Origin of the sequence: Pseudomonas migulae (assembly GCF_024169315.1) — a bacterium.
GTDB classification, from domain to species: domain Bacteria; phylum Pseudomonadota; class Gammaproteobacteria; order Pseudomonadales; family Pseudomonadaceae; genus Aquipseudomonas; species Aquipseudomonas migulae_B.
The window spans coordinates 2,582,318-2,597,256 of the sequence record NZ_JALJWR010000001.1; the positions used below are offsets into that span (position 1 = coordinate 2,582,318).

Annotated in this window: 12 protein-coding genes; 8 read left to right on the forward strand and 4 right to left on the reverse strand. The window is 60.8% G+C overall.

Translation table 11 applies throughout. The annotated features are described in order from the left end of the window. The first annotated feature begins 7 nt into the window (after positions 1 to 7). Positions 8 to 1,525 (forward strand): MDR family MFS transporter, encoded by a 1,518-nt coding sequence (locus J2Y86_RS11865; protein WP_253431299.1) that lies wholly within the window; start codon positions 8 to 10, stop codon positions 1,523 to 1,525. 124 nt (positions 1,526 to 1,649) lie between these two features. Here the strand turns inward: J2Y86_RS11865 and J2Y86_RS11870 are convergent, their stop codons facing one another. From J2Y86_RS11870 to J2Y86_RS11885, 4 genes are all read right to left on the reverse strand, one after another. After that, complete coding sequence (locus J2Y86_RS11870; protein ID WP_253431301.1) at positions 1,650 to 2,498, reverse strand: cache domain-containing protein; 849 nt, start codon at positions 2,496 to 2,498, stop codon at positions 1,650 to 1,652. A gap of 281 nt (positions 2,499 to 2,779) precedes the next feature. Beyond that, positions 2,780 to 3,655, reverse strand: a complete 876-nt coding sequence (locus J2Y86_RS11875; protein ID WP_253431303.1) for an ATPase — start codon at positions 3,653 to 3,655, stop codon at positions 2,780 to 2,782. Positions 3,656 to 3,771: 116 nt separating this feature from the next. Continuing rightward, positions 3,772 to 4,764: an NAD-dependent epimerase/dehydratase family protein gene (locus J2Y86_RS11880; RefSeq protein WP_253431305.1), complete on the reverse strand. Its 993-nt coding sequence runs from the start codon at positions 4,762 to 4,764 to the stop codon at positions 3,772 to 3,774. 54 nt (positions 4,765 to 4,818) lie between these two features. Beyond that, a complete protein-coding gene (locus tag J2Y86_RS11885; RefSeq protein WP_253431307.1) occupies positions 4,819 to 5,712 on the reverse strand; it encodes a LysR family transcriptional regulator ArgP in 894 nt (297 codons plus the stop codon). A 96-nt stretch (positions 5,713 to 5,808) separates the two neighbouring features. Here J2Y86_RS11885 and J2Y86_RS11890 point away from each other — a divergent pair, with 96 nt between their 5' ends. From J2Y86_RS11890 to J2Y86_RS11920, 7 genes are all read left to right on the forward strand, one after another. Further along, positions 5,809 to 6,210: an ACT domain-containing protein gene (locus J2Y86_RS11890; protein WP_253431309.1), complete on the forward strand. Its 402-nt coding sequence runs from the start codon at positions 5,809 to 5,811 to the stop codon at positions 6,208 to 6,210. Between the two features lie 6 nt (positions 6,211 to 6,216). After that, positions 6,217 to 6,819, forward strand: a complete 603-nt coding sequence (locus J2Y86_RS11895; RefSeq protein WP_253431312.1) for a LysE/ArgO family amino acid transporter — start codon at positions 6,217 to 6,219, stop codon at positions 6,817 to 6,819. A 176-nt stretch (positions 6,820 to 6,995) separates the two neighbouring features. Beyond that, a complete protein-coding gene (locus tag J2Y86_RS11900) occupies positions 6,996 to 7,592 on the forward strand; it encodes a superoxide dismutase (protein ID WP_253431315.1) in 597 nt (198 codons plus the stop codon). Positions 7,593 to 8,443: 851 nt separating this feature from the next. Further along, positions 8,444 to 10,495: a putative bifunctional diguanylate cyclase/phosphodiesterase gene (locus J2Y86_RS11905; RefSeq protein ID WP_253431318.1), complete on the forward strand. Its 2,052-nt coding sequence runs from the start codon at positions 8,444 to 8,446 to the stop codon at positions 10,493 to 10,495. A 274-nt stretch (positions 10,496 to 10,769) separates the two neighbouring features. Next, positions 10,770 to 12,122, forward strand: a complete 1,353-nt coding sequence (locus J2Y86_RS11910) for an imelysin family protein (protein ID WP_253431321.1) — start codon at positions 10,770 to 10,772, stop codon at positions 12,120 to 12,122. Positions 12,123 to 12,415: 293 nt separating this feature from the next. Continuing rightward, positions 12,416 to 13,843 carry a di-heme oxidoreductase family protein gene (locus J2Y86_RS11915; protein ID WP_253431324.1) on the forward strand — a complete coding sequence of 476 codons (1,428 nt, stop codon included), beginning with the start codon at positions 12,416 to 12,418 and terminating at the stop codon, positions 13,841 to 13,843. Between the two features lie 27 nt (positions 13,844 to 13,870). Further along, a complete protein-coding gene (locus tag J2Y86_RS11920) occupies positions 13,871 to 14,935 on the forward strand; it encodes an imelysin family protein (RefSeq protein ID WP_253431328.1) in 1,065 nt (354 codons plus the stop codon). The last annotated feature ends 4 nt before the right edge of the window (positions 14,936 to 14,939 follow it).

Consider the following 14,939-nt stretch of genomic DNA (forward strand, 5'->3'; position numbering starts at 1 on the left):
TTCTCCCGTGACCAATCTCAACCAGCCTGACACGCCCAAACCGGCCATTCGCAGCGTGCTGATCGCCCTGATGCTGGCGATCTTTCTCGGCGCGCTGGACCAGACCATTGTCGCCGTATCGATGCCGGCCATTTCCGCGCAGTTCAAGGATGTCAGCCTGCTGGCCTGGGTGATTTCCGGCTACATGGTGGCGATGACCGTGGCGGTGCCGATCTACGGCAAACTGGGCGACCTGTACGGTCGGCGCAAGTTGATGCTGTTCGGCATGGGGCTGTTCACGCTGGCTTCGCTCTTCTGCGGCATGGCGCAAAGCATGGAGCAGCTGGTGCTGGCGAGGATTGTTCAGGGGATTGGCGCCGGCGGGATGATTTCGGTCAGCCAGGCAATCATCGGCGACATCGTGCCGCCTCGCGAACGGGGGCGCTACCAAGGTTATTTCAGCAGCATGTACGCGGTGGCCAGCGTGGCCGGCCCGGTGCTCGGTGGTTACATGACCGAATACCTGTCGTGGCGCTGGGTGTTTCTGATCAACCTGCCACTGGGTCTGGGCGCGTGGCTGGTGGCCAATCGCACGCTGGTGGGACTGCCCGTGCCACAGCGCAAGCCGATCATCGATTACCTTGGCACGCTGTTGATGATCATCGGTTTGACGGCCTTGTTACTCGGTATCACCGAGGTCGGCCAGGGCCATTCGTGGCGCAGCGCTGAAGTGCTGGGTTTGTTGGGTTGCGCGGTGGTTGTCCTGGCGTTGTTCGTCCGGCATGAGCGCCGTGCGCGGGAGCCGTTGCTGCCCATGCACCTGTTTGCCAACCGCAATGCGATCCTGTGTTGGTGCACGATTTTCTTTACCAGTTTCCAGGCGATCTCGCTGATCGTGCTGATGCCGTTGCGCTTCCAGAGCGTGACGGGCGCCGGGGCTGACAGTGCCGCGCTGCACCTGTTGCCACTGGCCATGGGTTTGCCGATAGGCGCGTATTTCGCCGGGCGCCGGACTTCGGTGACCGGGCGCTACAAACCGATGATCCTGACGGGCGCGATCCTCATGCCCATCTCGATCATCGGCATGGCGTTCAGTCCGCCCCAGGCGGTGGTGCTCAGCAGCCTGTTCATGGTGCTCAGCGGTATCGCCTCCGGCATGCAATTCCCGACGTCGTTGGTCGGGACACAGAATTCAGTGGAACAACGGGACATTGGCGTCGCGACCAGCACCACCAACCTGTTCCGCTCCCTCGGCGGGGCGGTGGGTGTGGCGCTGATGTCGGCGCTGTTGCTCGCGTTGCTGCAAGACTCGAGTTTCGCCCACATGGCCGGTTCGACGCTGATTGCCGAGGGCAGCTCGGGGAATGTCTTGCTGGACGGCCTGAACGCCGCCGCGGGGGATGCGCAGAACGCCTTGCGCGCAGAGCTGCTGCTGACTTTCCGGCATTTGTTGATGGTCAGTGCGGCGGTGTCGCTGCTGGGGTTGGCGGCGGCGATTGCCATGCCGAACCGGGTGTTGCGGGGGCGGGAGGACAAGGTTCGGTAGTTGAACCGAGTCGCCTGCCTTCGCGAGCAAGCCCGCTCCCACATTCGATCGAGTTCGCTCAGAGGAATACGATCAAATGTGGGAGCGGGCTTGCTCGCGAAGGCGTACTTTCAGCCACCACGATTCAAGGGCTGTAATACCCGACCGCCACCAGAAAATGGCCGACCTTCTTCAGGTACGCATGCTTGTCCTCGACCTTGCCGGTCACCGGGTTTTTCCACCGATATTCATATTCGCCATAATCCTGTTTGGCCATCAACCCCAGGATCGGCTCGCCCACCGGCTTGCCTTCAGGGTCCTTGATCTTGCCGAAATCGGTATTGATCAGCCGCAGGTTGGTGCCATGGGCGACGTAGCGCTGGGTGTCCAGGTCAACGACGAACACATACAGGTCATCCTGCAAATAGCCGCCCTTGAGTGAGTTGATGGCGGTGAGCGTGCCCTTCTCATCCTTGGCCAGGTCGGTTGCCGCCTTGTTCAGCAGCGCCATCGCCTGTTCCGCCGACGCCCGTGGCAGGTAGTACCCCACTGCCAGAATCCGCTGACCGATCCGCTGGTAGAACACGTGCTTGCGTTCGACCTTACCGTCTGACCAGTTCTGCCAGCGATATTCCGCCTGCTGGATGCCATTGCCTTCCGGCACTTTCAACGCGTCCTTGAAAGCTTTCTGCAAATCCGGCCCGAGCACGTCAGACACATCACGCCCGATCAACGCCGAAGACGGCCCGCCACTGGCGAGCATCACGCCCTTGGTATCGACGACGAACACATAGCGGTCCTTGTCGACAAACTCGCCCTGACGGCTGAAAGCCGCGAACGCCTTGTCACCGTTGTCGTGATAGTAGGCCAGGGCTTTTTCCAGCAAGGCGATGGCAGCCTGGCTGTCGTCCTTCTCGGTTCCGGCAGCCTGAACCGGCCCCATACACAGCAACAACATTGCGCCCAGCAAGGCCAATCGGTGCAAAAACCCCATTGCGCATCCCTCGTTCTTGTCGATGTTTCAAGAGCGTAGACGGCTTGGGGATATGTACGAATATTCAGCGGACCGCAGCTCACTGTGGTGAGGGTGGTGTCGTGGAGTGCTCTTGTGGCGAGGGGGCTTGTCGGACCGCCGCACCGCCCCGGTCGACTGCGCAGCAGTCGCAAAATCGAGCACTGCGGATTATCTGCAGGAACGCTGTGAACGGTTTTGGGGCGGCTTCGCCACCCAACGGGGGCAAGCCCCCTCGCCACAGGTGTTCGCTTGCCGGACGCTTACGGTCGGTTGCGCAACTGCTGCTGCAAATTCTGGATCTGCGCCTGCAGGGTGTTGATGTTGCGGGTGACCGAAGCACGGAAAGCGTCGAACTCGGCGGTGTTGGACGAGGCAGGTCCGGCGGCCGGGCGGTTGTCCTGCTCGCTCTTGAGCACGATCATGTCCTGTTCCAGACGCTCGATCGCGGCGCTTGGGTTGCCTTGCCGCTTCAACGCCGTAATGTCGGCGCCGAGGCTTTTGAGCTGTGCGTCGAACTTGTCAGTGTCCGTCGGGGCGCTTTTCAGCGCGGCCAGTTCGCCGCTCAAGGCTTTGACCTGGGCCTGCAATTGGGTGTTCGCGGTCTGGTGCTCGGTGTTCTGGGCGGTGGCTTGCGCCAGGCGCTTGTCCAGATCGGTGGTTTGCGCGGTCATTTGCGCCAGGCGCTTGTCCAGGTCCGACGTCTGGCCGACAACGCCTTGCTGCTGTTTGCTCTGATCCTGGAGTTTGCTTTCCAGTTGCTTGATCTGCAGTTTCAGCGCTTCGCTGTCGCTGGTGACGTTGGTCTGGCTGGCGACGACCTTGCCGGAAATGTCCTGCAAGCGCCCCGCCGCATCCTCACTGATGCGCGCGAAACTTTCCTGGGTGGCCACCAGTTGCTGTTCCATCAGCGAAATCTGCTGAAAGCTCCACCAGGCAAGGCCGGCGAAGGCAAAAAACAAGGCGCCGACCAGAGCCCACAACGGGCCGGTGCTGGCAGCCTTGACCTTGACCACCGGCGGAGTCCGCGAATGTACCGTGGTGCGCGCAGTGGTCGGAAAATCATCGTCGTCGAGGATGTCGGCACGCAGGCTGGGGACATCGTCGAAGTCGTCGTTGGCATCGTTACGCATGGACATTGAGTCAACCTTTGTGGAACGCGGTGATGGCTTGATGCGGCGAAGTATAAACCCGTCAGCCGCATCGATTGACCCTTGATTCCCGGACTCGGTTCAGTATCGGGGCTGTCTGTGTGTCAGCGAATGTCCTGAGCCTTCCACCAGCCGCAGAATTCGTCGAGGGCGGTCCAGAGGCTGACTTTCGGATCGTAGTCCAGATAATGCCGGGCGCGGCTGATGTCCAGGGTGAAATTTTTGTTCATCACCTGCATGCCCAGCCGCGACAGGGTTGGCTCGGGACGACCGGGCCACAGCTTGCACACGCCCTCGTTGAGCGCCGCCACGGTGTAGGCCAGGCCGTAGGAACGGTAGCGGGTCACCTGTGGGACATCCATTTTGCGCATGACGTAATTGACCACGTCCCACAACGGAATCGGCGTTCCGTTGCTGATGTTGTAGGCCTTGCCCAACGCCGATCCGCTGGCCAGCAAACTGCTGAGCAACGCTTCGTTGAGATTTTGCACGCTGGTGAAATCGACTTTGTTCAAACCGTTGCCGACGATGGCCAGCCGCCCCTTGCGTTGCATCTTGAGCAACCGCGGGAAGATGCTCATGTCGCCAGCACCGGTCACGAAGCGCGGGCGCAGGGCCAGGGTTTCGAGGCCGAATTCCTGGGCACCGAAGACCTTTTGCTCGGCCAGGTATTTGGTCGCGGCGTAAGGATGCTTGAAGCGCTTGGGGACCTGTTCTTCGGTCAACCCGAGGTGATCGCGACCATCGAAATAGATCGACGGCGAAGACAAGTGCACCAACCGCCGGACACGCTGTTTCAGGCAGGCTTCGACGATGTTTTCGGTGACCTGCACGTTGCCCTGGTGAAAGTCCTGATAACGTCCCCACACGCCGACAGCCCCGGCGCAATGCACCACGGCTTCGACGTCGGAACACAGGTCGCGTGCCAGTTGCGGGTCGCTCAAATCGCCCTGAATGAACTCGGCGCCTCGGCGCACCAGATGTTCGACGCTTTCGGCCCGGCGACCGTTGACCCGCACGTCCAGGCCCTGCTCCAGGGCGAAACGCGCAAAGCGTCCGCCGATGAAGCCGCTTGCGCCGGTGACCAGAATCTTCATGTAGTGCTCCGAATATTTCGTTTTGCGTAGTGCGTGAGGTCTTGACGCTGCCGGTCAGTCCAACGGCACCAGCCATTGCTTCGACGAACGCACCAGTTGATCGGTCAGCAACCCCAGCAACTGACCGCCATTGCGCCAATGATGCCAGTACAGCGGCACATCGATGGGCTTATCTGGCAAAAGCTCGCGCAAAACGCCGCGTTCCAGCTGGTCGCGCACCTGCAATTCAGGCACCAGCCCCCAGCCCAGACCGGCTTCGGTCAGGCGAATGAAACCTTCGGAAGACGGGCACAGATGGTGTTCGAAACCGCCGTCTACGCCGAGGGACGCGAGGTAGCGATGCTGTAGGAAATCGTCCGGACCGAAGACCAGCGCCGGGGTTTTCGCCAGCAGGTCAGCACGCACGCCTTCAGGAAAATGCCGCGTGATGAATGCCGGACTGGCCAGCGCTCGATAACGCATGGCGCCCAGTAACACGCTGCGTGCGCCAGCGACCGGACGCTCGCTGGCGCAAATGCACGCAGCCACTTCGCCAGCGCGCATGCGTTTTAGGCCGACCGTTTGGTCTTCAACGACCAGATCCAGTAGCAGGTGTTGCTCGGCGCAGAAATCACTGACGGCTGCGGCCCACCACGTGGCGAGGCTGTCGGCGTTCAGGGCAATGCGCAGACGTTCCGGCAGGCCTTCTTCATCCAGCGCCGGCACCAGCGTTTGCAGATCCCGCTCGAGCAAGCGCACCTGCTGCACATGGTTGAGCAAACGCCGGCCGATTTCAGTCGGCGCTGGCGGCGTCATCCGCACCAGCACCGGTTGGCCGACCCGCGCTTCCAGCAGTTTGATGCGCTGGGAGATCGCCGATTGCGACAAGCCAAGCACCTGGGCGGCGCGTTCAAAACCGGCCTGCTCGATCACGGCGGCCAACGCGGAAAGCAATTTATAGTCAAACATCAGTTTTCCTAATGAGCGATCAGCATGATTGGTTTTTCTTATACAGGTTAGCAGCGGAGAATGCCCGACAAGCACTCTTGAACAAGGATCACCGACATGGCTGGCGAAACTGAATTGGCAACCCTTTTGCGCAGCATGAGCCCGCATCTCAACGCTGGCGAGTATGTGTTCTGCACGTTGCGCGACGGCCAATTGCCGGCGGGTCTTGAGATCGTCGGCAGTTTTCGCGAGCAGGAAGGCCTGACGGTAATTCTGGAACGTTCCCACGCCGAGAAGGCCGGTTTCAGCTTCGACTACGTTGCCGCCTGGATCACCCTGAACGTGCACTCCGCGCTGGAAGCCGTCGGCCTGACTGCCGCATTCGCTACGGCATTGGGCCAGGCCGGCATCAGCTGCAACGTGATCGCCGGCTACTACCACGACCATCTATTCGTCGGCCAGGCCGATGCCGAACGCGCCCTGCACGTACTGCGGGATCTGGCAGCGAACGCGGAGTAAAAACCTATGTGGCAAAGCTATATCAACGGCCTGTTGGTGGCCGCGGGGCTGATCATGGCGATCGGCACCCAGAATGCGTTTGTGCTGGCCCAGAGCCTGCGGCGTGAACATCACCTGCCGGTGGCGGCGCTCTGCGTAACCTGCGATGCGTTGCTGGTGGCTGCCGGCGTATTTGGACTGGCCACCGTGCTCGCGCAAAACCCGACACTACTGGCCATCGCCCGCTGGGGTGGTGCAGCGTTTTTGCTTTGGTACGGCAGCCTGGCACTGCGTCGGGCCTGTTCGAAGCAAAGCCTGCAACAAGGTGAAAACCAGACAGTACGGTCATTGCGCGCAGTGTTGCTCAGCGCCCTGGCGGTGACCTTGCTCAACCCGCACGTTTATCTGGATACGGTGTTGCTGATCGGCTCCCTCGGCGCGCAACAAACCGAGCCTGGTGCTTATGTCGTGGGCGCGGCCAGTGCGTCTTTGCTGTGGTTCTTCACGCTGGCGCTGGGCGCGGCATGGCTGGCGCCGTGGCTGGCTCGGCCAAGTACCTGGCGGATTCTGGATCTGTTGGTGGCAATCATGATGTTTACCGTCGCCTTTCAATTAATCGTCGCTTCCTGATTATTCCAAAAGGCTCTGGAACCTCTATCCCACACAGTTGTTGCGTGGTTATGCCGCACCCCCGGTGCTATGATCCGGTTCGATGCGCCGCAAAGAGTACAAACTCCCCGGCGCTTGTCTGGCCGCCCGTGATCGGCCTTGCGACCACCGCAACTGACCTGATTAGGAGAATCATCATGGCTTTCGAATTGCCGCCGCTGCCTTACGCACACGATGCCCTGCAGCCGCACATTTCCAAGGAAACCCTGGAATACCACCACGACAAGCACCACAACACCTACGTCGTGAACCTGAACAACCTGGTGCCAGGCACCGAGTTCGAAGGCAAGACCCTGGAAGAAATCGTCAAGTCTTCCTCGGGTGGCATCTTCAACAACGCCGCTCAGGTCTGGAACCACACTTTCTACTGGAACTGCCTGGCGCCAAACGCTGGCGGTCAACCAACCGGCAAACTGGCTGAAGCGATCAACGCAGCCTTCGGTTCGTTCGACAAGTTCAAAGAAGAATTCAGCAAAACCTCCATCGGCACCTTCGGTTCCGGCTGGGGCTGGCTGGTGAAAAAGGCTGACGGTTCCCTGGCCCTGGCCAGCACCATCGGCGCCGGCAACCCGCTGACCAGCGGCGACACACCGCTGCTGACCTGCGACGTCTGGGAACACGCTTACTACATCGACTACCGCAACCTGCGTCCGAAGTACGTCGAAGCGTTCTGGAACCTGGTCAACTGGAAATTCGTGGCTGAGCAGTTCGAAGGCAAAACCTTCACCGCTTAAGATCGATGCCAGATAAAAAACCCGGCTTTGGCCGGGTTTTTTTTGCCCTCAAAAATCTCTGCAAAATCAGCATACAACCGCAAGAGTTTTGCCGGTTATCAGGTCGTCATCGCTGGCAAGCCAGCTCCCACAGGGATTGTGGTAAATCCGTGAAATCAGGTTGGCTCTAAGGCCGCCTTCGCGAGCAAGCTCTGCTCCTACAGAAAAACAAAGCAGATCGGCGTCCCCCCACCACCAAACCACGAGGTCGAGCGTTAGCTCGCCTGCAGCTCTTGATCTTGATCCACCCGCCCCTTCGGGAGGCTGAGTGGAGGTTCTGCGCAGTGGGCAACCCGGCATGGATGCCGGGTTAGCCGCGCACGGCCATGGATGGCCGATCGCGGCGGGCCCACGGAGCAGGACCGGAGCGAAGGAACGCCGAGCCTAAGCGAGGGGCCGGACGCCGGGGCGAGACTTTTTGGTTACTTTTGGCTGGGCCGGCATTCCGGGCGTTTGTCAAAAGTGACTCGCCGTAAGGGCGAAACCGTAAGCGGCCGTTACCGCAGAAATGGATATGTACTCAGTCAACAAAAGTCAGGCCGATTTCCCACAATGAAACCAGCCTCCCGCCCCTTGCCCCAGCGCCACATCCGTCTAACATCAATCAAACGGAAAATATGTTCCCCCCTCCCCTCAAGTTGAAGGACTCGACTACCGACACAGTACCAATAGGGCAAATACTCCAGGCAACAGCATTTCGGCCAACCCACAGGCAAATTCCCCTGTGTTCGATTGTCCCTTTGACTGCCATCACGGGATTGCCAATACTCATGGCAACTTGATGCTACCTGCACGGAACAAGGAATGACTCTTTGAAGCTGGAACTCAAGAACAGCTTGTCGGTAAAGTTGCTCCGGGTCGTGCTCCTGTCGGCATTGATCGTCGGCGTAGTCTTGAGCTGCGCGCAGATCGTTTTCGATGCCTATAAAACACGCCAGGCCGTGGCCAGCGATGCCCAGCGCATCCTCGACATGTTCCGCGACCCCTCGACCCAGGCCGTCTACAGCCTGGACCGGGAGATGGGCATGCAGGTGATCGAAGGCCTGTTCCAGGACGACGCCGTGCGCCAGGCCTCCATCGGTCATCCCAATGAAGCCATGCTCGCGCAAAAATCCCGCGACCTGCAGCAGTCCAGCAGTCGCTGGTTGACCGACCTGATCCTGGGCAAGGAACGCACCTTCACCACCCAACTGGTGGGACGCGGCCCGTACAGCGAGTATTACGGCGACCTCAGCATCACCCTCGACACCGCCACTTACGGACAAGGGTTCATCGTCAGTTCGGTGATCATCTTCATTTCCGGTGTACTTCGGGCCCTGGCCATGGGGTTGGTGCTGTACCTGGTCTACCACTGGCTGCTGACCAAACCGCTGTCGCGGATCATCGAGCACCTGACCGAAATCAACCCGGACCGCCCGAGCGAACACAAGATTCCGCAGCTCCGCGGCCACGAAAAGAACGAACTGGGCATCTGGATCAACACCGCCAACCAGTTGCTCGAATCCATCGAACGCAACACCCATCTGCGCCACGAAGCGGAAAACAGCCTGCTGCGCATGGCCCAGTACGATTTCCTCACCGGTCTGCCGAACCGCCAGCAATTGCAGCAACAACTGGACAAGATCCTCGTCGACGCCGGCAAGTTGCAACGCCGGGTCGCGGTGCTGTGTGTCGGCCTCGATGACTTCAAGGGTATCAACGAACAGTTCAGCTACCAGACCGGCGACCAGTTGCTGCTGGCCCTGGCCGATCGCCTGCGGGCCCACAGCGGTCGACTTGGCGCCCTCGCCCGCCTTGGCGGCGACCAGTTCGCCCTGGTTCAGGCCGATATCGAACAACCCTACGAAGCGGCCGAACTGGCCCAGAGCATTCTCGATGACCTCGAAGCGGCGTTCGCCCTCGATCATCAGGAAATACGCCTGCGCGCCACCATCGGCATCACCCTGTTCCCCGAGGACGGTGACAGCACCGAGAAACTGCTGCAAAAAGCCGAGCAGACCATGACCCTGGCCAAGACTCGCTCGCGCAACCGTTATCAGTTTTATATCGCCAGCGTCGACACCGAAATGCGTCGCCGGCGCGAGCTGGAAAAAGACTTGCGCGATGCCCTGGCCCGCGACCAGTTCTACCTGGTCTACCAACCGCAGATCAGCTACCGCGATCATCGGGTAGTGGGCGTCGAAGCATTGATTCGCTGGCAGCATCCCGAACACGGGCTGGTGCCGCCTGACCTGTTCATCCCGCTGGCCGAGCAGAACGGCACCATCATCGCCATCGGCGAATGGGTGCTGGATCAGGCCTGCAAACAATTGCGCGACTGGCATGACCAGGGTTTCACCGACCTGCGCATGGCCGTGAACCTGTCCACCGTGCAGTTGCACCACGCCGAACTGCCGCGAGTGGTCAACAACCTGCTGCAAATGTACCGCCTGCCACCCCGCAGCCTGGAGCTGGAAGTCACCGAGACCGGCCTGATGGAAGACATCAGCACCGCCGCCCAGCACCTGCTGAGCCTGCGTCGCTCCGGCGCACTGATCGCCATTGACGACTTCGGTACCGGCTACTCGTCCCTGAGTTATCTGAAAAGCCTGCCGCTGGACAAGATCAAGATCGACAAGAGCTTCGTTCAGGACCTGCTCGATGACGACGACGATGCGACCATCGTTCGGGCCATCATCCAATTGGGCAAGAGCCTGGGCATGCAGGTGATTGCAGAGGGCGTGGAAACCCTCGAGCAGGAGGCCTACATCATCTCTGAAGGCTGTCATGAAGGTCAGGGCTACTTCTACAGCAAACCGCTGCCGGCGCGAGAACTGGGCGCCTACCTGAAACAGGCCCAGCGCAGTAATGCCGCGATCCTCTGAACGAAGCATCCCCTGTAGAAGCGAGGCTTGCCCGCGAAGAACGTTAACGCGATCCGCCTGACAGACCGCGTTAACGTTCTTCGCGGGCAAGCCTCGCTCCTACAGCAGCCGAACATAGGGTTCACCCATGGCGACAGGTCAAGTTGCATTGATCGGTGAATAAGAAATATTTACAACCACAACCCTTTACACATAATGCGAAAGATTTGCATTATGTCGCAGTTTTGCGCGCTTGCTGCGCCATTCCACCCCCTCTCGAAGCAGGATGTTCGCCATGATTCGTATGCCTCTGGCTACCGCCAGTCTGTTGGCCATCGCTATTTCCCTCGCCGGTTGTGGCGAAGGCAAAGACAAAGCTGCCGCTCCAGCGCCGACTCCGGCTGCCAGCACTACCGCCCCGGCCGCACCTGCTGTCGCACCCGCAGCGACCAGCAAAGTCGACGAAGCCGCCGCCAAAGCCGTTGTCGCGCACTACGCCGACATCGTCTTCGCCGTTTACAGCGATGCCGAATCCACCGCGAAGACCCTGCAAACCGCCATCGACGCCTTCCTCGCCAAGCCGAACGCCGACACCCTGAAAGCCGCCAAGGCTGCCTGGATCGCGGCTCGCGTTCCTTACCTGCAGAGCGAAGTGTTCCGCTTCGGCAACACCATCATCGACGACTGGGAAGGTCAGGTGAACGCCTGGCCTCTGGATGAAGGCCTGATCGATTACGTCGACAAATCCTACGAGCACGCACTGGGTAACCCGGGTGCCACGGCCAACATCATCGCCAACACTCAGGTTCAGGTCGGCGAAGACAAGATCGACGTCAAGGACATCACCCCGGAAAAACTCGCCAGCCTGAACGAGCTGGGCGGTTCCGAGGCCAACGTCGCCACTGGCTACCACGCCATCGAATTCCTGCTCTGGGGCCAGGACCTGAACGGCACCGGCCCTGGCGCCGGCAACCGTCCAGCCTCCGACTACCTGGAAGGCAAAGGCGCAACTGGCGGCCACAACGATCGTCGTCGCGCCTACCTGAAGTCCGTGACCCAACTGCTGGTCAGCGACCTGGAAGAAATGGTCGGTAACTGGAAGCCGAACGTGGCCGACAACTACCGCGCCACCCTGGAAGCGGAACCGGCTGAATCCGGCCTGCGCAAAATGCTGTTCGGCATGGGCAGCCTGTCCCTGGGCGAACTGGCGGGCGAGCGCATGAAGGTTTCCCTGGAAGCCAACTCCCCGGAAGACGAACACGACTGCTTCAGCGACAACACCCACAACTCGCAGTTCTACGATGCCAAAGGCGTTCGTAACGTGTACCTGGGCGAATACACCCGCGTCGACGGCACCAAGATGACCGGCGCCAGCCTGTCGTCCCTGGTGGCTAAAGCCGACCCGGCTGCCGACACTGCGCTGAAGGCCGACCTGGCTGCGACCGAAGCCAAGATGCAGGTCATCGTCGATCACGCCAACAAGGGTGAGCACTACGACCAGCTGATCGCCGCCGGCAACACCGCTGGCAACCAGATCGTCCGTGACGCCATCGCTTCCCTGGTCAAGCAGACCGGCTCGATCGAAGCGGCCGCTGGCAAACTGGGCATCAGCGACCTGAACCCGGATAACGCTGATCACGAGTTCTGATCAACGCCGGCTGATTGAAAAGGCGACTTTCGGGTCGCCTTTTTCATGTCTGCATAACGCAGAACCTTGTGGGAGCGGGCTTGCCCGCGATGGCGGCTTAACATCCATCACATGTGTTGACTGACCCACCGCTTTCGCGAGCAAGCCCGCCCCCACAGGGATTGTGATTACTCTGATGTAATAATCATCGCCAAACCCTGCCCCACATCAACCAAACGATAATTCCTCTTATTCAATCTCCACTGCCCTGTTAGACTTTGCGCCCTTGTTTTGCTCGTCTTGCAGGATGTCTGATGCCCTCGCTGCCTCTTCGCTTGTCCGCACTGTTTCTGGCCCTGGGCCTGAGTGCCTGCGATGACGCCCCGCGTTTTACCGAAGCCGAACCCGGTGAAGCCCGGTCCGGTGGCGCAGCGACCGTGCGCAAGACCGATCAGAACGCCTTTTCCCTGCCCTCCGCCAACCTGCCGCCCTCCCGGCGCGTGGACTTCAGCGTCGGCAACAGTTTCTTCCGCAACCCCTGGGTGATTGCCCCGTCGACCACCACCGCCCGGGACGGCCTCGGCCCGTTGTTCAACACCAACGCCTGCCAGAATTGCCACATCAAGGACGGTCGCGGTCATCCGCCCACGCCTGATGCGCAGAACGCCGTGTCAATGCTGGTGCGCCTGTCGATCCCCGATGCGCCGGCCTACGCGAAAGTCATCGAACAGCTCGGTGTCGTCCCGGAGCCGGTCTACGGCGGACAATTCCAGGACATGGCCATCCCCGGTGTACTTCCGGAAGGCAAGGTGCGGGTCGACTACACGCCAGTGCCGGTCCGCTTCAAGGACGGCACCGAGATCGAGTTGCGCAAACCCAGCCTGAACATCACCCAACTGGGCTACGGCCCGATGCACCCTGACACCCGTTTCTCGGCCAGGGTCGCGCCCCCCATGATTGGCTTGGGCTTGCTTGAAGCCATCCCCGATGAGGCGATCCTGGCCAATGCCGAGGCTCAGGCAAAAGAGAACAACGGCATAGCCGGACGCCCGAACCGGGTCTGGGATGACGCCCGGCAGAAAACCGTCCTCGGACGATTTGGCTGGAAGGCCGGGCAGCCGAACCTCAATCAACAAAACGTGCACGCGTTTTCAGGGGATATGGGCCTGACCACCACCCTGCGCCCGATAGATGACTGCACCGACGCGCAAACTGCCTGCAAGCAGGCCCCCAACGGCAATGGGCCGGAGGGCGAGCCGGAAGTCAGCGACAACATCCTGCGCCTGGTGCTGTTCTACAGCCGCAATCTCGCCGTACCGGCCCGCCGCGATGTCGGCACGCCTGAAGTGCTGGCCGGCAAGAACCTGTTTTTCCAGGCCGGCTGCCAGTCCTGTCACACGCCGAAATACACCACCGCCGCCAACGCGGCAGAACCTGAACTGGCCAACCAAGTGATTCGCCCCTACAGCGATCTGCTGCTGCACGACATGGGCGACGGGCTGGCCGACAACCGCAGCGAATTCCAGGCCAGTGGCCGCGACTGGCGCACCCCGCCGTTGTGGGGCATCGGCCTGACGCAGGCGGTCAGTGGTCACACTCAGTTTTTGCATGACGGCCGCGCCCGCAATCTGCTCGAAGCCGTGCTCTGGCATGGCGGCGAAGCGCAGGCCGCGCAGCAACAGGTTTTGTCTTTCAACGCCGAGCAACGCGCTGCGTTACTGGCGTTTTTGAATTCTCTTTAAACACTTATAAAGAATCGGGAGCCCGACATGTTCCGTCCCAAGTTGTTATTCACCAGCCTTGCCGCACTCGCCCTCGGCGCCTGCTCACCGCAGGACCCGCAGGCGGTCACGTCGGCGGCCATCGCCAAGTCGGTGATCCTGCCGACCTACACGCGCTGGGTTGAAGCCGACCGCCAACTGGCCGTCAGCGCGCTGGCCTACTGCGAAGGCAAGGAAAACCTCGACACCGCCCGCGCCGATTTCCTGCACGCGCAGAAAGCCTGGGCCGAACTGCAACCGCTGCTGATCGGACCGCTGGCCGAAGGCAATCGCGCCTGGCAGGTGCAGTTCTGGCCGGACAAGAAAAACCTCGTCGGCCGTCAGGTCGAGCAACTGGTCGACGCCCAGCCGCAGATCGATGCTGCCGCCCTGGCCAAATCCAGCGTTGTGGTTCAAGGCCTTTCGGCCTACGAATACATCCTGTTCGACAGCAAGCCTGACGTGGCCAACGCCGCGCAGAAAGCCAAGTACTGCCCGCTGCTGAAAGCGATTGGCGAACGTCAGAAACTGTTGGCCGAAGAGATCCTGAAGAGCTGGAACAACACCGACGGCATGCTCGCGCAGATGAGCAAGTTTCCGAACCAGCGCTACGCCGATTCCCACGAAGCCATCGCCGATCTGCTGCGTGTGCAAGTCACCGCGCTGGACAGCCTGAAGAAAAAACTCGGCACGCCGATGGGCCGTCAGAGCAAGGGCGTGCCGCAACCGTTCCAGGCCGATGCATGGCGCAGCCAGTCTTCCCTGGCCGGCCTCGAAGCCAGCCTCGCCGCCGCCAAAACCGTCTGGGAAGGTGTCGACAACAAAGGCCTGCGCGGCTTGTTGCCGAGCGAGCAGAAGCCGTTGGCCGACAAGATCGACGCCGCTTATGCCGCCTCGTTGAAACTGTTCGCCAGCAACCAGCGCTCGCTGACCGAGATGCTCAACGACGACGCCGGTCGCCAGCAACTCAACGACATCTACGACAGCCTCAACGTCGTCCATCGTCTGCACGAAGGCGAACTGGCCAAGGCGCTGGGCATCCAACTGGGCTTCAACGCCAACGACGGTGACTGATGAG